At 52.5% G+C, this 20,020-nt stretch carries 18 protein-coding genes; 12 read left to right on the top strand and 6 right to left on the bottom strand.

The window, feature by feature from the left end:
- Positions 1–109 precede the first annotated feature (109 nt).
- The 3 genes from rpmG to radC form a co-directional block, all read right to left on the bottom strand.
- Positions 110–277 (bottom strand): 50S ribosomal protein L33, encoded by a 168-nt coding sequence (gene rpmG / locus AC51G0_RS00845; protein WP_004405486.1) that lies wholly within the window; start codon positions 275–277, stop codon positions 110–112.
- A 13-nt stretch (positions 278–290) separates the two neighbouring features.
- Positions 291–527, bottom strand: coding sequence for a 50S ribosomal protein L28 (gene rpmB / locus AC51G0_RS00840; RefSeq protein WP_107349761.1), 237 nt, complete (start codon positions 525–527; stop codon positions 291–293).
- Positions 528–700: 173 nt separating this feature from the next.
- On the bottom strand, positions 701–1,375 hold the full coding sequence (radC, locus tag AC51G0_RS00835; RefSeq protein WP_496300293.1) for a RadC family protein: 675 nt from the start codon (positions 1,373–1,375) through the stop codon (positions 701–703).
- Positions 1,376–1,762: 387 nt separating this feature from the next.
- On the opposite strand from radC, the gene coaBC reads away from it, so the two are divergent.
- The 3 genes from coaBC (at position 1,763) to slmA (ending at position 4,238) form a co-directional block, all read left to right on the top strand.
- The gene (gene coaBC, locus AC51G0_RS00830; RefSeq protein WP_496300292.1) at positions 1,763–2,986 is read left to right on the top strand and encodes a bifunctional phosphopantothenoylcysteine decarboxylase/phosphopantothenate--cysteine ligase CoaBC; all 1,224 of its coding nucleotides are present in this window, start codon (positions 1,763–1,765) and stop codon (positions 2,984–2,986) included.
- Positions 2,973–3,428, top strand: coding sequence for a dUTP diphosphatase (dut, locus tag AC51G0_RS00825; RefSeq protein ID WP_496300291.1), 456 nt, complete (start codon positions 2,973–2,975; stop codon positions 3,426–3,428). The genes coaBC and dut overlap by 14 nt, the downstream gene beginning before the upstream one ends.
- A 219-nt stretch (positions 3,429–3,647) precedes the next feature.
- On the top strand, positions 3,648–4,238 hold the full coding sequence (slmA, locus tag AC51G0_RS00820; RefSeq protein ID WP_265697567.1) for a nucleoid occlusion factor SlmA: 591 nt from the start codon (positions 3,648–3,650) through the stop codon (positions 4,236–4,238).
- Positions 4,239–4,549: 311 nt separating this feature from the next.
- Here the strand turns inward: slmA and pyrE are convergent, their stop codons facing one another.
- A complete protein-coding gene (gene pyrE, locus AC51G0_RS00815; RefSeq protein ID WP_496300290.1) occupies positions 4,550–5,191 on the bottom strand; it encodes an orotate phosphoribosyltransferase in 642 nt (213 codons plus the stop codon).
- Positions 5,192–5,305: 114 nt separating this feature from the next.
- Complete coding sequence (gene rph, locus AC51G0_RS00810; RefSeq protein WP_496300289.1) at positions 5,306–6,022, bottom strand: ribonuclease PH; 717 nt, start codon at positions 6,020–6,022, stop codon at positions 5,306–5,308.
- A gap of 258 nt (positions 6,023–6,280) precedes the next feature.
- Here rph and AC51G0_RS00805 point away from each other — a divergent pair, with 258 nt between their 5' ends.
- The 9 genes from AC51G0_RS00805 to AC51G0_RS00765 all read left to right on the top strand — a co-directional run bounded on the left by AC51G0_RS00805 (position 6,281) and on the right by AC51G0_RS00765 (position 18,480).
- The gene (locus AC51G0_RS00805) at positions 6,281–7,144 is read left to right on the top strand and encodes a YicC/YloC family endoribonuclease (protein ID WP_496300288.1); all 864 of its coding nucleotides are present in this window, start codon (positions 6,281–6,283) and stop codon (positions 7,142–7,144) included.
- A gap of 203 nt (positions 7,145–7,347) precedes the next feature.
- Positions 7,348–9,501, top strand: coding sequence for a Gfo/Idh/MocA family oxidoreductase (locus AC51G0_RS00800; RefSeq protein WP_496300287.1), 2,154 nt, complete (start codon positions 7,348–7,350; stop codon positions 9,499–9,501).
- Positions 9,501–10,577 (top strand): glycosyltransferase family 4 protein, encoded by a 1,077-nt coding sequence (locus AC51G0_RS00795; RefSeq protein ID WP_496300286.1) that lies wholly within the window; start codon positions 9,501–9,503, stop codon positions 10,575–10,577. Before AC51G0_RS00800 ends, AC51G0_RS00795 begins: the two co-directional genes overlap by 1 nt.
- A gap of 139 nt (positions 10,578–10,716) precedes the next feature.
- Positions 10,717–11,343: a guanylate kinase gene (gene gmk, locus AC51G0_RS00790; RefSeq protein WP_496300285.1), complete on the top strand. Its 627-nt coding sequence runs from the start codon at positions 10,717–10,719 to the stop codon at positions 11,341–11,343.
- 50 nt (positions 11,344–11,393) lie between these two features.
- The gene (gene rpoZ, locus AC51G0_RS00785) at positions 11,394–11,669 is read left to right on the top strand and encodes a DNA-directed RNA polymerase subunit omega (RefSeq protein ID WP_036821454.1); all 276 of its coding nucleotides are present in this window, start codon (positions 11,394–11,396) and stop codon (positions 11,667–11,669) included.
- 18 nt (positions 11,670–11,687) lie between these two features.
- Positions 11,688–13,790 carry a bifunctional GTP diphosphokinase/guanosine-3',5'-bis pyrophosphate 3'-pyrophosphohydrolase gene (gene spoT, locus AC51G0_RS00780; RefSeq protein WP_496300284.1) on the top strand — a complete coding sequence of 701 codons (2,103 nt, stop codon included), beginning with the start codon at positions 11,688–11,690 and terminating at the stop codon, positions 13,788–13,790.
- A 100-nt stretch (positions 13,791–13,890) separates the two neighbouring features.
- Positions 13,891–14,601 (top strand): tRNA (guanosine(18)-2'-O)-methyltransferase TrmH, encoded by a 711-nt coding sequence (gene trmH, locus AC51G0_RS00775; RefSeq protein WP_496300283.1) that lies wholly within the window; start codon positions 13,891–13,893, stop codon positions 14,599–14,601.
- A gap of 18 nt (positions 14,602–14,619) precedes the next feature.
- Positions 14,620–16,701, top strand: coding sequence for an ATP-dependent DNA helicase RecG (gene recG, locus AC51G0_RS00770; RefSeq protein WP_496300282.1), 2,082 nt, complete (start codon positions 14,620–14,622; stop codon positions 16,699–16,701).
- A gap of 408 nt (positions 16,702–17,109) precedes the next feature.
- Positions 17,110–18,480: a uracil-xanthine permease family protein gene (locus AC51G0_RS00765; protein ID WP_496300281.1), complete on the top strand. Its 1,371-nt coding sequence runs from the start codon at positions 17,110–17,112 to the stop codon at positions 18,478–18,480.
- Positions 18,481–18,674: 194 nt separating this feature from the next.
- Here the strand turns inward: AC51G0_RS00765 and envZ are convergent, their stop codons facing one another.
- Positions 18,675–20,009 (bottom strand): two-component system sensor histidine kinase EnvZ, encoded by a 1,335-nt coding sequence (envZ, locus tag AC51G0_RS00760; protein ID WP_496301829.1) that lies wholly within the window; start codon positions 20,007–20,009, stop codon positions 18,675–18,677.
- Positions 20,010–20,020 lie beyond the last annotated feature (11 nt).

Below are 20,020 nucleotides of genomic sequence, written 5' to 3'. Positions count from 1 at the left end.
CCCAAACAGGACGGCATAGTGAAGAAAATGAAATAGGGAAGTGGCAAATTGCAGGCATAAAAAAACCCAGCGTAATGCCGGGTTTTTATCAAAGAACAGAGAAAATCAATTACTTGATTTTAGCTTCTTTGTACATAACGTGCTTGCGAACTACAGGATCAAATTTCTTGATCTCAAATTTGCCTGGCATGTTACGCTTATTTTTGTCGGTAGTGTAGAAGTGGCCTGTACCAGCAGATGATACTAGACGGATCTTCTCACGAATGCCTTTTGCCATTGTTCAAATCCTCTTAAACGTTCTCGCCGCGAGTACGCATATCTGTAAGAACGGCATCGATGCCTTTCTTATCAATGATACGCATACCTTTCGCAGAAAGGCGTAGTTTAACGAAGCGTTTTTCGCTTTCTACCCAGAAACGATGAGTTTGCAGGTTCGGCAGAAAACGACGCTTGGTGGCATTACGTGCGTGTGAACGGTTGTTACCCGTTACAGGACGCTTACCAGTTACTTGGCATACTCGGGACATTACTGTCTTCTCCAAATCGTTTCAGCTCGATATCTACCATGGTTAATTCAATGCAAAAAAAACTTTTCACATATAACCACAGCTATCAAAGGTCGCGCATTATACTAAGTCAAAACCAGTTGCTCAAGTCCCGAGCAGTCCTTTCTCAACTTTTTGATCGAATTTTGGCTGTTTTATAGCCAATTCCGCTCGGCAAAAGAAACTATTTCCCCATCACCGACAATAAAATGATCTAGGATGCGAATATCGACCAAGGCCAGCGCATCGCTGATTCTTCGTGTAATTCGACGGTCTGCCTGACTCGGCTCTGCTACGCCTGACGGGTGATTATGCGCTAAAATGAGCGCGGCTGCATTAAGTTCCAGTGATCTTTTTACAACTTCCCGCGGATAAACGCTCGCTGAGTCGATTGTTCCTTCAAAGAGTACCTCTCCTGCCAGCACCCGATGCTGGTTATCCAAAAATAAAACATAGAAGGCTTCACGATGCCTATCTCGCAACTTCTGGCTCAGGTAACGACGTGTATGTGCCGGGCTGGTCAACGCATCATCCCTTTTCAATGTTTCTTCAAAATGCCGGTGGCTCATGGCCAGAACCGCCTGGAGCAAGGCGTATTTGGCAGGCCCCAGGCCTTTATGCTGGCAAAAGTCCTCTTTGGTGGCAGCCAGCAACGCTCGTAGCGACCCGAATTCATCGAGAAGGTATGTCGCCAGCTCAAGTGCATTCATTCCTGCGATGCCTGTGCGCAGGAAAATCGCCAACAGCTCCGCATCGGTTAGCGCTTCAGGGCCATGGGATAATAGCTTTTCCCGCGGACGGGAAGCCGGTGGTAAAAGCTTTAAAGACATAACGTTCCCCTTCTGTAATAGGTACAGAAGAGGACGTTGCATACAATGAGGCAAGTACTCGCGATAGCTTATGAGAAAACCTTCGCAAAAAAACACGCCAGTTACATTACACGTTGAATAGCCCTACGAGCTCTCTCATCTGTTCACCAGAGGCTGCCAACCTCCGTCAGGACAATAAAACCAGTAACAACAGTTTGCTACGACAACGTCATTCTATCTTGGGTAAATCCTGTTTGAATTAGAATGTTCTTGGCATTTATTGGCTGCTTTCACAGCAAAAACTTTCCCCTCCTCTAAGTTGTACCTTGATATCAAGCGGTGAATATCATGCTCTTTGATGCTATCTTGTGGGCCAGATTGAATCGGTTCACAGAGACAGGCAGAACAATGCAAACACTGGCAGGAAAAAAAATACTTCTGGGGATCAGCGGCGGTATTGCGGCTTATAAATGCGCAGAACTTACCCGACGTCTGATTGAGCGTGGTGCCGAGGTTCGTGTGGTGATGACCAAAGCCGCCCAGGAATTTATTACTCCGCTGACCATGCAAGCGGTCTCAGGATACCCGGTCTCTGACAGCCTTTTCGATCCCGCAGCCGAGGCTTCAATGGGCCACATCGAGCTAGCCAAGTGGGCCGACCTAGTGTTACTCGCACCAGCCACTGCCGATCTGATTGCCCGCATCGGTGCCGGGATGGGAAATGATCTGCTGAGTACCCTATGCCTGGCAACAGACTCTCCGATCGTTGTTGCCCCGGCAATGAACCAGCAGATGTACAGCAACGTCGCAACCCAAGAAAACCTTGCGACCCTGAAGCGCCGCGGCTTTCATATCTGGGGCCCGGCCAGCGGCGAGCAGGCCTGTGGTGATGTCGGCCCGGGGCGGATGCTCGAGCCAATGCAGCTAGTCCACCTTGCCGAAGATTTTTTCCAGCCAGCCGACTTGAACGGTATCAAAATTGCGATCACTGCTGGCCCAACCCGGGAAGCGATTGACCCGGTTCGTTACCTGACCAACCACAGCTCGGGCAAAATGGGCTATGCCATCGCCGACGCCGCCGCCAAACGCGGCGCACAGATCACCCTGATCAGCGGCCCGGTCAACCTGGCAACCCCTGCAGGTGTGAGCCGTATCGACACCGAAAGTGCCAAGCAAATGCACCTGGCTGCTATGGAAGCCGCCACCAGCCACGATATTTTTATCTCCTGTGCCGCGGTGGCCGATTTTCGTCCGGCAGACGTTGCTGATCAGAAAATGAAGAAAAAATCCGGCGAAGATGAAATGGTTCTCAAACTAATCAAAAACCCGGATATCGTCGCCAGTGTCGCAGGGCTAACCGAGCAGCGTCCTTTCACCGTCGGGTTTGCCGCCGAAACTCAGGATCTGGAACAATATGCCCGCGGCAAACTCAGCCGTAAAAACCTAGATTTAATCTGTGCCAATGATGTGTCCCAGCAAGGCCAAGGATTTAACAGCGACAGTAATGCCCTGCACCTGTTCTGGCCAGCCGGTGATAAAGCGCTACCCCTAACGTCAAAGCAGGATCTCGGACAGCAGCTGATCAGTGAAATCATTGCACTTTACAAAGAGAACAAGCATGAAAAAAATTGATCTAAAAATCCTCGACCCTCGTGTTGGTAACGAGTTTCCGCTTCCGGCCTATGCAACGGAAGGGTCTGCAGGCCTGGATCTACGTGCTTGCCTGAATGAGGCACTAACCGTTGAACCAGGCCAGACACACCTGGTACCCACCGGCCTTGCAGTCCACATTGCCGATCCGAGCCTGGCAGCAACCATTTTGCCGCGTTCAGGCCTTGGCCATAAGCACGGTATCGTACTGGGCAACCTAGTCGGCCTTATCGACTCAGACTATCAAGGCCAGCTGATGGTATCGGTTTGGAACCGCGGACACAGCACCTTTACCATTGAGCCGGGCGATCGCATTGCCCAGCTAGTCTTCGTTCCTGTGGTACAGGCCGACTTCAATATCGTGTCTGACTTTGATGCCAGCGATCGTGGCGAAGGCGGCTTCGGTCACTCAGGCCGTAGCTAAGAAGCACCGACATTAGGGCGCGGATATTCGCCATCAACTGATGGCGAATTAGTCGAATGAGATCAAATATAAAGCTCACCTCTTCAGGTTGGGCTTTTTTTGTCGATAAAGAGATCAGTATCTGCAGCCAGCGCTTTTCACAGCGCAGCTGCATCGCTAAGATAAGCGGGTTTCAAAGCTGTCTGGCGACAGACTCATTTCGAAAAGGAACGGTTATTCATGGCTGGCAACAAAAAAAACAATCGCCGCGAAGAAATTTTGCAAGCGCTGGCGCAAATGCTGGAGTCTGCCCAGGGCAGCCAACGCATTACTACCGCCAAACTGGCTGCACAGGTTGGTGTTTCCGAAGCCGCCCTGTACCGCCATTTCCCAAGCAAGGCGCGGATGTTCGAAGGGCTGATTGAATTCATCGAGGATTCCATCACAACCCGCATCAACCGTATTCTCGATGACGAGAAAGATACCCTCAACCGCCTGCGCATGGTGCTGCAGCTCATCTTGGGCTTTGCCGAACGCAACCCAGGCCTGACCCGTATCATGACCGGCCACGCACTGATGTTTGAGCAGGACCGCCTCCAGGCACGGATCAACCAGCTGTTTGAGCGTATCGAAACCCAACTGCGCCAAATCCTCCGTGAGCGTAAGCTACGTGAGGGTAAAGGCTTCCCTGTCGATGAAACTATCCTCGCCGCTCAGCTGCTTGGCCAGGTAGAAGGCAGCCTGAACCGTTTCGTACGTTCTAATTTCAAGTACAAGCCAACCGAAAGCTTTGATGAATACTGGCGATTGCTGAGTGCAGAGCTCGGTTAAGAGCGGAAGCGAGAAGCGAGAAGCGAGAAGCGAGAAGCGAGAAGCGAGAAGCGAGAAGCGAGAAGCGAGAAGCGAGAAGCGAGAAGCGAGAAGCGAGAAGCGAGAAGCGAGAAGCGAGAAGCGAGAAGCGCAAATTATGAAAACGAAAAAGCGAGAGTCAACGGCTCTCGCTTTTTCGTTTTTGAGGAGTCCTATGCTCCTGGAGATGAGATTTCCATAGAGCCTCACCTCAGGGCCACAGAACCGCTCTTTCCCGCATCTCGGAGCGCAGCGTAACCCGCAATCCCGCCTCCGATGCGCAGGATCTATATCTAAACCCCATACTCCGCACGGTACGCTTTCACCGCTTCCAAATGGGTTTCCATCCCTTTTTGCTCTGCCAGGTAGCTCACCACATCCCCCAACGAAACAATAGAAATCACCGCGCAGCCGAAGTCACGCTCAACTTCCTGGATCGCCGACAACTCACCCTTGCCTTTTTCCTGGCGGTCAATCGCAACCAATACACCGGCCAAATCAGCACCGTTTGCCTTAATGATTTCCATCGACTCACGGATTGCCGTACCCGCGGTGATCACATCATCAACCAGCATGATGCGGCCTTCCAGCGCGCTGCCGACGAGATTACCGCCTTCACCGTGAGCTTTGGCTTCTTTGCGATTGAAGCAATATGGGGTATCGACATCATGGTGATCAGCCAGCGCAACCGCGGTGGTTGTTGCAATTGGGATCCCCTTGTACGCCGGGCCAAACAACACATCATAGTCAATGCCGGCATCCACCAAAGCTTCAGCGTAAAAACGGCCAAGGCGCGCTAAATCACGACCTGTATTGAACAGGCCCGCATTGAAAAAATACGGGCTTTTACGGCCAGATTTCAGAGTAAACTCACCAAACTTAAGAACACCTTTTTCCAGGGCGAATTCGATGAACTGACGCTGATATGCTTTCATGGTTTCTCCTTTGTATTGCAATAGTCGTGCTTTAAACGTGTTCTAAACTTTGCCGAACCACAGCTTCACCAAAATTTAGACAAAAAAAAGCGACTCAATAGAGTCGCTCAATCATTAACTTTCCAACGCTCGCTTCTGAACGCTGACAATGTCGTCAATGCCGGATTTTGCTAAAGCCAGCATTGCCAGTAATTCTTCATGGCTGAAGGCCTCACCCTCGGCGGTGCCTTGGATTTCGATCATCTTGCCTTCTTCGGTCATCACCACGTTCATATCAGTTTCGGCGGCGGCGTCTTCAAGGTACTCAAGATCGCAGATTGCCTCACCTTTATAGATACCGACCGAGACTGCAGCGACCATACCTTTCAACGGGCTCTTCTTGAGCAGCCCTTTTTCAATCATATAATTGATAGCATCAACCAACGCGACCATCGCACCGGTGATCGAGGCAGTACGGGTTCCGCCATCGGCCTGGATAACATCACAGTCAACGGTGATCATCTGCTCACCCAAGGCTTCCAAATCAACAGCAGCGCGAAGGCTACGTGCGATCAGGCGCTGGATTTCCATCGTACGACCGCCTTGCTTGCCACTCGCAGCTTCACGGCGATTACGCGAATGGGTCGCACGTGGCAGCATGCCATATTCAGCCGTAACCCAACCCTGTCCTTTGCCTTTTAACCAGCGAGGTACATTTTCTTCTACACTGGCTGTACAGATCACTTTCGTATCGCCAAACTCGACTAATACTGAACCTTCAGCGTGTGCTGTGAAATTACGAGTGATCGTAATCGGACGTACTTGACTGGTGCTTCTTCCGCTTGGACGCATCGGGGCTTTACCTTTAGCTGGGCTACATTAACCGGCGATTATAGCCAGTTCTCAAGCGCAGTGCACGTTAATCCCTATCGCCTCCCTGCTGCGAAATGAAAAGCACAGCCTTGCACTTCATTTCTTTTGTCATTAATGGTGAGTATAATCAACGCTATCTGGTAACTACGATCCTCTTCTTTCTATTACGCTTCCTGCTATATGGCAGTAAGCCTAATAAGTAGTTACATTCCATCATAGAAAAAGGGCCATCAGCCAATGATCCATAGCATGACCGCCTATGCCCGTCGTGAAGTAAAAGGCGACTGGGGCACTGCCGTTTGGGAAATTCGTTCTGTCAATCAGCGTTATCTGGAAACATACCTGCGTATGCCAGAGCAATTCCGAGGCTTGGAGCCTGTACTGCGCGAGCGTTTCCGCAAACGCCTGGCCCGCGGCAAGGTGGAGTGTAACCTACGCTTTGAAGCCAGCACCGCCGCAAGCAGTGAGCTGAGCATCAATGAAGATCTGGCCAAGCAAGTGATCAAGGCCGCCAAGTGGGTCAAAGAAACCTCCGGCGAAGGCAGTATCGGGCCGTTTCAGGTTCTGAACTGGCCGGGCGTGATGGAAGCACCGGAGCAGGATCTGGATGCTATCAACAAAGATTTGCTAGCCGGTTTTGACGAAGCCATCAAAGACTTCATCGCCGCCCGTGCCAGCGAAGGCGAGAACATGAAAGCCCTGATCGACCAGCGCCTGGAAGCGATTGCTGTCGAAGCGGCCAAAGTCCGCCAGCAGATGCCGGAAATCATCAACTGGCAGCGTGAGCGCCTGACAACCCGTTTTGAAGAAGCCAAGGTGGAGCTGGATGCCAACCGCATCGAGCAGGAATTGATCCTGATGGCACAAAAAAGCGATGTGGCAGAAGAGCTGGATCGCCTTGACTCTCACGTCAAAGAAACCCAGAAAATCATGAAAAAAGGGGGCGCATGTGGCCGCCGTCTTGATTTCATGATGCAGGAATTCAACCGTGAGTCGAACACCCTGGCGTCAAAATCAATCAGCACCGATATCACCGCCTCAGCGGTTGAGCTGAAGGTCTTGATCGAGCAGATGCGCGAACAGATCCAGAATATTGAGTAATATTCCACCCAAGCCCTGTTAATCAGGGCTTTACTTCCCCCCCCATCCTACTTCTTCTTTTCTTACCAACTGGCACGCCAGGATAACCACCTCCTATTCTCTTGCTATAGTTAACATTGTCGCCGTGTGGTTATGCGCCGATATTGATAACAAACCGTCGCATCACACCGACTTGTCATAGGATGAACGCTTGGAGCTGATGAATGGAAGCAAGAAAGACCTACCGCGTCGTATTATTTGGCGCAGGTTTCATTTCAGATATACATGTAAGAGCACTCGCCAATATCAAGGAAGCCGACATTGTTGCGATAGTTGATCCAAATATCCAAGCAGCACACTCCCTCGCCCAGAAGTACGGCATCACACAGACTTTCGCCGCTGTCGACGAGGTGCTTAATGCTATCGAATTTGATGCGGCGCATATTCTGGTTCCCCCAAACCATCATTATTCACTGGCACATACCCTGCTTGCTCATGGCAAACATATCTTGGTTGAAAAGCCGCTGGCAGAAACACCGGCTCAGTGTGAAACGTTAACAGATCTCGCCCGGCAACAAGGGCTCACCCTGGCAGTTAACCAGAACTTCATCTTTCATCCCGCCCTTATCAAGGCCCAGGCTTTATTAGAACAAAAGAAGATCGGCCCGGTAAAATCCGTCACTCTCAACTACGAGATGCCGCTTCGCCAGCTCGATGCCGGGCAGTTTGGCCACTGGATGTTTAGCGATCCCGTCAATATATTACTCGAACAAGCCGTCCATCCGCTGTCGCAACTCTTTGCCATGCTCGGGCAACCTCAAGGCACTATTCGGTGCCGGAGCAGCAAGCCTCGGTATCTTGCTGGACGCCTGCCATTTGTACAACGGCTTGATGTGATCGGTGAACTGAGTGTCCCTTTTCACTTTTCATTTGCCATGGGGCAAGATTTTCCGGTGTGGCAAATAAAAATTATCGGCGAAGATGGGGTTATCGATATAGACATCATCAATAACCAGCTTCTCTGCCACACCCGCAGCCGGTTTCTTCCCGCGCTCGATATTGCTATTAATGCAACACGCCAAGCTGGTGCCACCTTCTATCAAGGAATGCGGCAGCTCATTCATTATACGACCGCCATTGCCGGGCTAGGGCCGTCACAAGACCCGTTTTATCTCTCTATGCTGACCAGCATGCAACACTTTTACCAGTCGCTGGCTCAGAAAAGACCACCGCTCCATAATGCCGAGCTGGGCCGGGATATCATCGGCTTTTGCCATACACTGGCCGAGGAAGGATTCCCCTCCTTCCATACCGGGCCTGAGGCTAAAACAGGTCCCATTTTTGAAGCTCCCATTTTTGAAGATAATGGACGGTTTGATGTACTGGTCATTGGCGGGACGGGTTTTATCGGCAAGCAGGTCGTCAAGCAGTTATTGGCCGCCGACTACACGGTCGGCGTCATGGCTCGTAACCTCAATGCATTGCCTGAATTATTTCACCAGCCTGGGATCACCCTACTTCGGGGGAATGTCCGCGACAAACAAACCGTCAACAACGCCGTGAGCAAAGCTCGCTATGTCATCAACCTGGCCCATGGCGGCGGCAGCGGCTCATGGCAGGATATTCGCGAGGCAATGGTCGTCTCTGCCAAAACCATCGCGGATGCCTGCTTGGCTCATAACACCCACCGCCTGGTTCATGTCGGCTCTATCGCCTCTCTCTACCTCGGAGGTAAAACGACAATCACTAGCGCCACCTTACCCGATCCCCAGCCCGAGCTCCGCGCTGAATATTCACGGGCCAAAGCACAGGCTGATCAGCAGTTGCTCAATCAGTGCCCGGGCCTGGATTTCGTGCTATTGCGCCCCGGCGTTGTCATTGGTGAAGGGGGATTACTGAACCACACCGGTGTTGGTTTCTTCAATAACTGCCAACACTTTATTGGCTGGAATATGGGCAATAATGCCTTACCCTTTGTATTGGTCGAAGATGTAGCCAGTGCCACCGTGGCAGCCCTCACCGCCCCCGATATCAAAGGAAAAGCATTGAATATCGTTGGTGATGTCCGGCCGAATGCCAAAGAATATGTGGCGATGCTACACAGCCAGCTTGATCGCCCCTTTAGATATATTCCACAGCCGACAGAGTGGCTCTATGCCCAGGAAGTAGGAAAGTGGGTAGTAAAGCGTATAGCAGGCCGGCAACTCCCCATCCCAGCGTTACGCGATTTACGTTCCCGGGCAATGACAGCCACCTTTGATAATAGAGAGGAAAAGGCATTACTGGGTTGGCAACCTGTCTCAGACAGGGCTGAATTCATCCGCCGTGCCATCGAGGTTCACAAGCACGCCGACAATTCCCCAGAGAGAAAAGCCTAATGGCCAAACACTTGCTGCATGTGTTTTCAACCTTCTCCATTGGCGGCCCTCAGGTGCGTTTCGCTCAAATCGCCAATGCTCGCCATAAGGACTACACCCATTCAGTCATCGCCCTCGATGGCAATACCGAGGCAAAAAGCAAACTCACAGCCAAGGTCGATATTGAGTTTATTGCTTCCGGAGAGATGAAAGCACTCACCCTTGTCCAGCGTTTTCACGCAATCAAGTGCATCCTCAACAGCCATCGGCACGATGTGTTAATGACATACAACTGGGGAGCCATGGAATGGGCATTAGTCAATCGCCTCTATGCAGGCACCAGCAAACACATTCACTGGGAGGATGGATTTGGGCCAGAGGAGCAAGCCGCGCCCCTGCCCCGGCGCAATCTCTTTCGCCGTTTGGCATTATCAGGAAACACCCGGGTCGTCGTCCCCTCCCAGAACCTGATGGCCATTGCTCACAGATACTGGCACATCCCCGCCCATCGACTGACGTATTTCCCCAATGGCATTGGTGTACCCACTGCCCCGCCACGGTTTTCAGCTCCCGATCCCTCAGAAGAAATAGCCAGCCCCGTGTTGATCACCCTCGCCACACTGAGGGCCGAAAAAAATATTCCACGACTAATCGATACGTTTATCAAAACCGTTCCTCAGGGCAAGCTATTAATCGGAGGTGGCGGCCCTTTACTGGCTGAACTGCAGCAATATGTGAATGATAAAGACGCAACAGAACGCATTAAATTTCAAGGGTATATCACGGATATATGGGAGTTCCTCTCTCAAGGTCATATCTTCTGCCTGTCGTCCGACACCGAGCAGATGCCCATTTCCATACTAGAGGCAATGGCTATGGGCTTACCCGTTGTTTCCACGGACGTAGGGGATATCAAAAATATGCTTTCCTTAGAAAACCAGCGCTTTGTGAGCCCCCCCGAAGGTTATTCTAAAGCCCTCCAGGTACTACTCGCCACCCCCGAACAATGGCAGGAAATTGGAGCGGCCAATCGCCGAAAAGTGGCTGACGTTTACAGCTTTGAGGGGATGCTAAATAACTTTGCTGACTTAGTGTAAAATCCGCATGCTACTTTTAATAGAGCGATCAGTAGATTAACGATACTAAATAATATTGGTTATTCTTTGACTACCTGATTCAAATTACTCGCAGTTCATGATAATCTGCGCGCCCTTCTATCACTGAGTGAAATAGGCAATGAGCAAAGGTACTCTATACATCGTGTCGGCACCAAGTGGCGCTGGTAAATCAAGCTTGATTAACGCACTTCTTGAAACCAATCCGACCTATGACATGAAAGTATCCGTATCCCACACAACACGCGGTATGCGTCCGGGTGAGGAACACGGTGTTCATTACAATTTCATTAGTGTCGAGGAGTTTACTGAGCTGGCAGAACAAGGTGCATTCCTTGAACATGCCGAAGTGTTTGGTAACTACTACGGTACGTCTCGTCCTTGGATTGAAGAGCAGCTTAACAAAGGCATCGATGTCTTTTTGGATATCGACTGGCAGGGTGCGCGTCAAATTCGCAAACAAATGCCACAAGCCAAGAGCCTGTTCATTCTGCCTCCGTCAAAAGAGGAACTGGAGCGTCGCCTGAACGCTCGTGGCCAGGACAGCGAAGCCGTGATTGCCCGTCGTATGCAGGACGCACGCTCGGAAATCTCTCATTACAACGAGTACGACTATGTCATCGTTAATGATGATTTCGATGCTGCTTTAATGGATTTTAAATCGATTATCCGTGCAGAACGATTGAAGCAAGACAAACAAGCTGCTAAATATAACAGCATGCTTAATGCCCTACTGGCAGAACAGTAAGTATTTTTGTACAATTTTCCTTCTTTTATATATAACCACTGGAGTCCTCCATGGCACGCGTAACCGTTCAAGACGCTGTTGATAAAATTGGCAACCGTTTCGATCTGATCCAAATTGCTTCACGCCGCGCTCGTCAGATGCAAACTGGCGGTAAGGATCCACTGGTTCCGGAAGAAAACGATAAGTATACAGTGATCGCGCTTCGTGAAATCGAAGAAGGCCTTATCACTAAAGATATCCTGGATGCTCGCGAGCGTCAGGAACTTCAAGAGCAAGAAGCAGCAGAGCTAGCAGCCGTTAGCGCTATTGCAGGCGACCACCGTTAATTCAGGGAACCGGGCGAATTGTATCTTTTTGATAGCCTGAAAGAAGTCGCAATCGAATACCTGCCTGAGTCTCAAATTGAGGCGCTCAGGCAGGCGTATCTCGTTGCGCGAGATGCCCACGAAGGGCAGACCCGCTCCAGCGGCGAACCATATATTATCCATCCGATTGCCGTAGCCCGCATCCTTGCGGAAATGCGCCTCGACTACGAGACGCTAATGGCAGCCCTCCTCCACGATGTTATCGAAGATACCGAGGTCACCAAAGACGATCTCGCCAGCCGTTTCGGCTCGACGGTAGCAGAGCTGGTCGACGGGGTATCGAAGCTGGATAAGCTAAAGTTCCGCGACCGCAAAGAAGCGCAAGCCGAGAACTTCCGCAAGATGATCATGGCCATGGCCCATGATATCCGCGTTATTCTGATCAAGCTCGCTGACCGCACGCACAACATGCGTACCCTCGGCGCCTTGCGTCCGGACAAACGCCGCCGTATTGCCCGCGAGACCTTGGAGATTTTCTCTCCGCTGGCCCACCGTCTCGGTATCCACAACATCAAGACCGAACTGGAAGAGTTAGGTTTTGAGGCGCTGTATCCAAACCGCTACCGGGTACTGAAAGAAGTGGTGGCCTCTGCACGCGGCAATCGCAAAGAAATGATTAACAAGATCCACGCCGAAATCGAGGGACGTCTCGACGATGCGGGGATCGACGGCAAGGTATTGGGCCGCGAAAAAAACCTGTACTCCATCTACAACAAGATGAAGAACAAGGAGCAGCGTTTCCACTCGATCATGGACATCTACGCCTTCCGCGTACTGGTCAAAGATCTGGATACCAGCTATCGCGTCCTGGGCCAGGTGCATAACCTGTACAAGCCCCGCCCGAGCCGGATGAAAGACTATATCGCGATCCCGAAAGCCAACGGCTATCAGTCACTGCATACCTCGCTGGTCGGCCCGCATGGGGTCCCGGTTGAAGTGCAGATCCGTACCGAAGATATGGATCAAATGGCTGATAAAGGGGTGGCGGCACACTGGACGTACAAAGACGGGGAAAGCAGCGGCACCACCGCGCAGGTCAAGGCCCAGCGCTGGATGCAAAGCCTGCTGGAGCTGCAGCAAAGTGCGGGCAGTTCATTCGAGTTCATCGAAAATGTGAAATCTGATCTATTCCCGGACGAGATCTACGTCTTTACGCCAAAAGGCCGGATTGTCGAGCTACCAGTCGGTGCGACCGCGGTCGATTTTGCCTACGCCGTACATACCGATGTCGGCAATGCCTGCGTCGGGGCACGGGTTGAACGCCAGCCTTACCCGCTGAGCAAGCCACTGAAAAATGGCCAGACCATTGATATTATCAGTGCACCAGGTGCTCGCCCGAATGCCGCCTGGCTCAACTATGTGGTGACGTCTCGCGCACGGACCAAAATCCGCCAGGTGCTGAAAACCATGCGCCGCGAGGAATCGATCACCCTTGGCCGCCGCCTGCTCAACCATGCACTGGGTGAGCTGAGCATCGACCAAATCGATCCGGATAACCTGCACCAGGTGCTGACCGATTTACGCCTCGAAACCATTGATGATCTACTGACTGCCATTGGCCTCGGCGAACTGATGAGCGTAGTAATGGCTCGCCGCCTATTGGGCAATGTCGATGAGTTAACAGTAAAGGAAACCACCCACCGCCTACCTATTCAGGGTGCGGACGGTATCCTGCTGACCTTTGCCAACTGCTGTCATCCAATCAATGGTGATCCGATCATGGCCCATGTCAGCCCGGGTAAAGGCCTGGTGATCCACCGTGAAGAATGTGCCAACATTCGCGGTTATCAGAGAGAGCCGGATAAATACATGCCGGTCGAATGGAGCGAAGACTTCGAGCAAGAATTCGTGACCAACCTGAAGGTTGATATGCAAAACCACCAGGGGGCACTGGCCGATCTGACCAATACTATCGCGTCTACCGGCTCCAACATCCAGGGGCTGGCAACCGAAGAAAAAGATGGTCGGTTGTATACCATTACGGTGCGCCTGACGACCCAAGGACGTATCCACCTGGCCAACATCATGCGCCGTATCCGGGTCATGCCGAATGTCGTACGTGTGTCGCGCCAGAAGAACTAATGACCAGAGAAGGGCTGGCCTGCCAATCCAGCTTTTCCGGTACTGAACATAAACGCCCGTTTTCGGGCGTTTTCTTTATCAAAGAACGACAAAGAACACTATGACTCCCGATCGTTTTCAACGTATTCAGTCTGTCTTGGCTACTCGCCAGCCAGATCTGACGGTATGCATGGAAGAAGTGCATAAACCCAATAACGTCTCCGCCATTATCCGTACCGCTGATGCGGTAGGTGTACACAAGGTCCATGCTGTATGGCCCAAAGACGGAATGCGCGTACTGAGCCATACCTCAGCGGGTGCCCGTAACTGGGTTGAACTGGAAACCCATGACAACATGGTCAACGCTGTCAGCACCTTAAAAGCACAAGGGATGCAGGTACTGGCGACCAACCTGTCAGACACCGCGGTTGATTTTCGTGAGGTGGATTACACCAAACCTACCGCGATTATCCTCGGTGGCGAAAAAAATGGGATCACCCCTGAAGCTCTCGCCCTGGCCGATCAGGACATCATCATTCCTATGGTAGGTATGGTACAGTCATTAAATGTCTCTGTCGCCAGCGCCCTGATCTTGTACGAGGCCCAGCGCCAGCGCCAGAATGCGGGCATGTATGAGCTGGAGAAAACCCAGCTGCCTGATGAAGTGGTTCACCGTATTCTATTCGAACGTGGTCACCCGGTCCTGGCGAAAGTTGCCCGCCGCAAAGGGCTACCGTACCCGCCGCTGGATGAGCAGGGACAAATCGCCGCTGATGATCAGTGGTGGAGCATCATGCAGGCCACAGAGCCGAAGAAAAAACCGAATAAATAGCCACAATCAGGAATAGCGATGAGCGGACAACTACTTGATACCATAGCCCTGACCGAACTGTCCGGTGTTGGTGCCAAAATGGCAGAAAAGCTGGAAAAAATTGGCCTGAACAACGTTCAGGACCTGCTTTTTCACCTGCCGCTCCGCTATGAAGACCGTACCCGGATCTGGCCGATCGCCAATGCTATGCCCGGCCAGCACCTGACCATTCAAGGTGAAGTACTGAGCAGCAGTATCAGTTTTGGCAAGCGCCGGATGCTGAGTGTGAAAATCAGCGATCACAGCGGCTCGGCCACCCTGCGATTTTTCAATTTCAATGCGGCAATGAAAAACAGCCTCAGTGAAGGCAAACAGGTCAAGGCCTATGGCGAGCTAAAACGCGGCAAGTTCGGGCTGGAAATCATTCATCCGGATTACAAGGTCTTTTCCGAGCCTACCGAGCTCAGTGTCGAAGAAACCCTGACACCGGTCTATCCGACCACCGACGGCCTGCGCCAGCTGACCCTACGCAACCTGACCGACCAGGCCCTGCGCCTGCTCGACAAAGCTGCCGTTAGCGAGCTCCTGCCAGAAGGGTTATACGACCGCCAGATGACACTAGCCCAGGCACTGCACATCATGCACCGCCCAACACCAGATGTATCGCTCGACCAGCTAGAAGAGGGCAAACACCCGGCCCAGCACCGGCTGATCCTCGAAGAGTTACTGGCACAAAACCTATCGATGCTTGCGGTGCGCAGCAAAAGCCAGCAGCATGATGCCTGGCCGCTGCTTCCCTGCGAGACATTAAAAAATAACCTGTTAGGCAGCCTGCCGTTCAGCCCAACCGGAGCCCAGCAGCGGGTCGTGGCAGACATCGAGGTCGATCTAGCCAAATCGCACCCCATGATGCGGCTAGTACAGGGCGATGTCGGATCAGGCAAAACTCTAGTGGCAGCCTTAGCGGCGCTGAGGGCAATTGAGCATGGCTACCAGGTAGCGCTGATGGCCCCGACCGAGCTGCTGGCCGAGCAACACGCCATTAACTTTGCCAATTGGCTCAACCCGATGGGTATCGAAGTCGGCTGGCTGGCCGGCAAGCTCAAGGGCAAAGCCCGAAACACTGAACTGGCACGAATAGAAAGTGGCGAAGCTAAAATGGTGGTCGGCACCCATGCCCTGTTCCAAGAGCAGGTGGTGTTTAACAACCTGGCCTTGGTCATCATCGATGAGCAACACCGATTTGGTGTCCACCAGCGCCTGGAACTGCGCGAAAAAGGGGCCAACGACGGCCGCTACCCGCACCAGCTGATCATGACCGCCACTCCAATCCCACGTACCTTGGCAATGACGGCTTACGCCGATCTTGAAACATCCGTCATTGACGAACTGCCACCGGGCCGAACACCTATCCAGACCGTGGCACTACCCGACTCCCGCCGGGCAGAAATTATCGAACGGATCCGCAGTGCCTGCCTCAATGAAGGCCGCCAGGCATATTGGGTCTGTACCCTGATCGACGAGTCCGAAGTTCTCGAAGCACAAGCCGCGTCCGATACCGCCGATGAACTGACTGCACAGCTTCCCGAGCTCAATATCGGCCTGGTCCATGGCCGGATGAAGCCTGCTGAAAAACAAGAAGTGATGAAACGCTTCAAAGACGGTGAGCTGCATCTACTGGTTGCCACTACCGTGATCGAGGTCGGGGTAGATGTCCCCAATGCCAGCCTGATGATCATAGAAAACCCCGAGCGTTTGGGGCTGGCACAGCTACACCAGTTACGTGGCCGGGTCGGCCGGGGCAGTGTCGCCAGCCACTGTGTCCTGCTCTATCACGCCCCCTTGTCGAAAACCGCCCAGAAGCGTTTAGGCGTGCTACGTGAAAGCAGTGATGGCTTTGTGATTGCACAGCGCGATCTGGAAATCCGCGGGCCTGGCGAGCTGCTAGGCACCAAGCAAACCGGCATTGCCGAGTTCAAAGTCGCCGATCTGGTTCGTGACCAGCACTTAATACCGCAAGTACAGAAGCTGGCCCGCTATGTCCACGACCGTTATCCGGACAATGCCCAAGCCATCATTGAACGCTGGTTAGGACAGCGTGAAAACTACTCCAACGCCTAATTCAGACACAGTACCGTCCGTATGGGCATCACTTGACCACTATTCCAGTCAGAAAGGAGAAAAATCCAACCTTTTTGACTGTTAGCAATCGCTTGGCTGCCAACATAACTTCGCACTGTGATCTTGGCAGCCAAGGGAAAATCGAGCCTCTGGCACATTCCTTACGTTTTCTCCCTCCCATCCGTTATTTCTGGCTCAAGCGAAAATAATCCTACGCAAACAGCGCAAACGTTTGCTATTTACAAAAAGATAATTACAATAGCGCACAAATTTCACCCACTTTCACTTCTCCCGGTGTTGGCTTGGATCTGAGTAACAGCAATCACAGAGATATCCAGCTTTCACGCTTAAGTGCCCATTCAGCGCACTAAAAAGGGATCCAGAAGTAAGCCCAAGGAAAAGACGGCCATGACCCGCCAGCATAGCGACATTGAAACACCACGAAATTCGGATCTGATCTATCGTTTGGAAGACAGGCCACCACTGCCGCAAACCCTGTTTGCTGCCACCCAGCATTTATTGGCGATGTTTGTTGCTGTGATCACTCCGTCGCTAATCATCTGCCAGGCACTGGGCCTGCCCGCCAGCGATACCAATACTATTGTCAGTATGTCCTTGTTTGCTTCTGGCCTGGCTTCATTTATCCAGATCCGTACCTTTGGCCCGATCGGCTCCGGCCTGCTTTCCATTCAGGGAACCAGCTTTAACTTCCTCGGCCCTATCATTGGCGCAGGCCTGGCGCTAAAGGCAGGTGGCGCTGATATCCCAACCATGATGGCCGCGATTTTCGGCACTATCTTGGTCGCCTCGCTGACCGAGGTATTTATCTCCCGTGTCCTCCAGCATGCCCAGCGTATTATCACCCCGCTGGTCTCCGGCATTGTGGTAACCCTGATCGGCCTGACCCTGATCCAAATCGGTCTGACATCCATGGGCGGTGGCTATGCCGCCATTGAAAACGGCAGTTTCGGCAGCCTGGACAACCTGATGCTGGCCGGTACGGTACTTGGCCTTATCGTGCTGCTCAACCGGGTGAAAAACCCGTACCTGCGGGTCTCTTCCATTGTTATCGCCATGGCGGCCGGTACTGCCCTTGCCGGGTTTACCGGGATGCTCGATACCTCACGTGCTGCAGAAACCGATCTCATTGCAATCCCGCTGCCAATGCAATACGGCCTGGGCTTTAACTGGTCACTGCTGATCCCACTGGTCATCGTCTTTGCCATTACCTCACTGGAAGCTATCGGTGATATCACGGCGACCTCAGAAACCTCCGAGCAACCTGTTGCTGGCCCGGTTTACATGAAGCGGATCAAAGGTGGGGTACTGGCCGATGGTATCAACTCAGCGCTAGCCTCGGTATTGAACAGCTTCCCGAACTCTACCTTCAGCCAGAACAACGGCATCATCCAGCTAACGGGTGTCGCCAGCCGCTATATCGGCTATTTCGTTGCCGGTATGCTAGTGCTGCTAGGCCTGTTCCCAGGAGTTGCTAACTTGGTCCAGATGATCCCTGAACCCGTGCTGGGCGGGGCAACCATCGTGATGTTCGGTACCATTGCCGCATCAGGCGTACGTATTATTTCCCGCTGCGAGCTAGACCGTCGTGCCATTCTGATCATGGCACTGTCGTTCTCCATGGGCCTGGGTATTGCCCAGAAACCGGAAATCCTGCAGTTCATGCCGGAATGGATCAAGAGCATCCTATCTTCAGGCATGGCGGCTGGAGGTATCACTGCGATTGTCCTGAATATGGTATTGCCGGAAGAGAAGAAATAAAGCGTGAAGCGTGAAGCGTGAAGCGTGAAGCGTGAAGCGTGAAGCGTCGCAAATTGTAAAAACTAAAAAGCGAGAGTCAACATGAACTCTCGCTTTTTGTTTTAGGGCCTCAGGACCATAGGACCGCTTTTCTCCCGCTTCCCGGAGCGCAGCGTAACCCGCTTCCTATGCGAAGCATATATCGGCAAAACCTGTCAGTGCTTCTTAACCACTAACGGCAAGCTAACCTGCACCTTAAGGCCGCCGGCACTACGATTACTCACCATAATCCCGCCTTCATGCTGGTCAATGATCCGCTTCACAATCGCCAGGCCAAGGCCGGTACCTTCCGCTTCGCTGCCACGGGCCGAATCACCACGGGTCAGGGGCTGGAACATCTTGGCAACCTGATCAGGTTCAATACCCGGGCCGTCATCTTCGATACAATACCACACCGTTTTGCGATCAGCGGTTACGCCGCTGGATATCTTCACCCAGCCGTTACCATAGCGGATCGCATTCACCACCAGGTTAGCCACCGAACGTTTGATTGCAACTGCATTGGCGCGCACGATACCGGGAATATCACCCAGCTCAAGTTCAATCTCGCGCTCGTAGCCCCCTTCGGCTTCGGCCACTTCCTGCAACAGAATATTCAGGTCAAGATCTTCTTCTTCCTGCTTCTTGGTCGATTTCAGGTAGTCCATGAACTGGCTAATGATCTCGTTGCACTCCTCGGTATCCTTAATCATGCTTTCTGCCAGGTAACCGTCTTCCGGCGACATCATTTCTGTCGCCAGGCGGATCCGGGTCAGCGGGGTACGCAAGTCATGGCTCACTCCGGCAAGCAATAGCGCCCGGTCATCTTCCAGCTGCTTGATCCCTTCAGACATCCGGTTGAACGACTTGGTAACCGCACGAATTTCCGAGGCACCTCTTTCCGGTAAATGCGGCGGCGTCTCACCGCGGGCCACCTGCAATGCCGCCTGCTCTAGCGCCACCAATGGCCGGTTCTGGATCCGGATAAACAGCCAGCCCCCGGCTATCACCATAAAAGCAATGATCAGGCTGTAGTGAAACAGCGGCGAGAAATCCTCTTCTTGTAGCTCCGACAACGGGATCCGCATAAAGTACCCCGGCATGGCATCGCACTTCATCCATAGCACGTAGCTGTCAGCCCCCAACACCAGGCGCACTTCGGTTGGCGCACCAAGCTCACGGCTCATCTCCTCGCTGAGGTACTCTATTTGGGTAGCTTGCTGGTATTCCTTGAGCTCAGGGCTACCTTCAAGGTGTAGCGTCACCCCCAGCTGTTCCAGAAGCTGGCGGCGAACCGGAGGATCAAGGTGGAACATTTTACCGTCAGCCAGCTCGACATCTTCTTTGAGCATTAACCGCACTTCATAGGCCAGAATACGGTTGAACTGCTGTAGGCTGGGCAACAAGGCGTAATTGAGTACCGCCAGATACGAAAAAATCTGGCTTGCGATCAGCAAGCCAGCCAGAAGAATTAAGGTACGGGTGAACGTACTGCGCGGCGACATCCGCATCATTGTTGCCT

The sequence above is a fragment of the Photobacterium sp. HL06 genome (assembly GCF_059552575.1).
This window is presented reverse-complemented; position numbering and strand designations above follow the sequence as displayed.

What these genes read in the sequence shown, in the direction of transcription:
- rpmG (WP_004405486.1), bottom strand. Translation starts at nt 277, where the DNA reads ATGGCAAAAGGCATTCGTGAGAAGATCCGTCTAGTATCATCTGCTGGT.
- rpmB (WP_107349761.1), bottom strand. Translation starts at nt 527, where the DNA reads ATGTCCCGAGTATGCCAAGTAACTGGTAAGCGTCCTGTAACGGGTAAC.
- radC (WP_496300293.1), bottom strand. Translation starts at nt 1,375, where the DNA reads ATGTCTTTAAAGCTTTTACCACCGGCTTCCCGTCCGCGGGAAAAGCTA.
- coaBC (WP_496300292.1), top strand. Translation starts at nt 1,763, where the DNA reads ATGCAAACACTGGCAGGAAAAAAAATACTTCTGGGGATCAGCGGCGGT.
- dut (WP_496300291.1), top strand. Translation starts at nt 2,973, where the DNA reads ATGAAAAAAATTGATCTAAAAATCCTCGACCCTCGTGTTGGTAACGAG.
- slmA (WP_265697567.1), top strand. Translation starts at nt 3,648, where the DNA reads ATGGCTGGCAACAAAAAAAACAATCGCCGCGAAGAAATTTTGCAAGCG.
- pyrE (WP_496300290.1), bottom strand. Translation starts at nt 5,191, where the DNA reads ATGAAAGCATATCAGCGTCAGTTCATCGAATTCGCCCTGGAAAAAGGT.
- rph (WP_496300289.1), bottom strand. Translation starts at nt 6,022, where the DNA reads ATGCGTCCAAGCGGAAGAAGCACCAGTCAAGTACGTCCGATTACGATC.
- AC51G0_RS00805 (WP_496300288.1), top strand. Translation starts at nt 6,281, where the DNA reads ATGATCCATAGCATGACCGCCTATGCCCGTCGTGAAGTAAAAGGCGAC.
- AC51G0_RS00800 (WP_496300287.1), top strand. Translation starts at nt 7,348, where the DNA reads ATGGAAGCAAGAAAGACCTACCGCGTCGTATTATTTGGCGCAGGTTTC.
- AC51G0_RS00795 (WP_496300286.1), top strand. Translation starts at nt 9,501, where the DNA reads ATGGCCAAACACTTGCTGCATGTGTTTTCAACCTTCTCCATTGGCGGC.
- gmk (WP_496300285.1), top strand. Translation starts at nt 10,717, where the DNA reads ATGAGCAAAGGTACTCTATACATCGTGTCGGCACCAAGTGGCGCTGGT.
- rpoZ (WP_036821454.1), top strand. Translation starts at nt 11,394, where the DNA reads ATGGCACGCGTAACCGTTCAAGACGCTGTTGATAAAATTGGCAACCGT.
- trmH (WP_496300283.1), top strand. Translation starts at nt 13,891, where the DNA reads ATGACTCCCGATCGTTTTCAACGTATTCAGTCTGTCTTGGCTACTCGC.
- recG (WP_496300282.1), top strand. Translation starts at nt 14,620, where the DNA reads ATGAGCGGACAACTACTTGATACCATAGCCCTGACCGAACTGTCCGGT.
- AC51G0_RS00765 (WP_496300281.1), top strand. Translation starts at nt 17,110, where the DNA reads ATGACCCGCCAGCATAGCGACATTGAAACACCACGAAATTCGGATCTG.
- envZ (WP_496301829.1), bottom strand. Translation starts at nt 20,009, where the DNA reads ATGCGGATGTCGCCGCGCAGTACGTTCACCCGTACCTTAATTCTTCTG.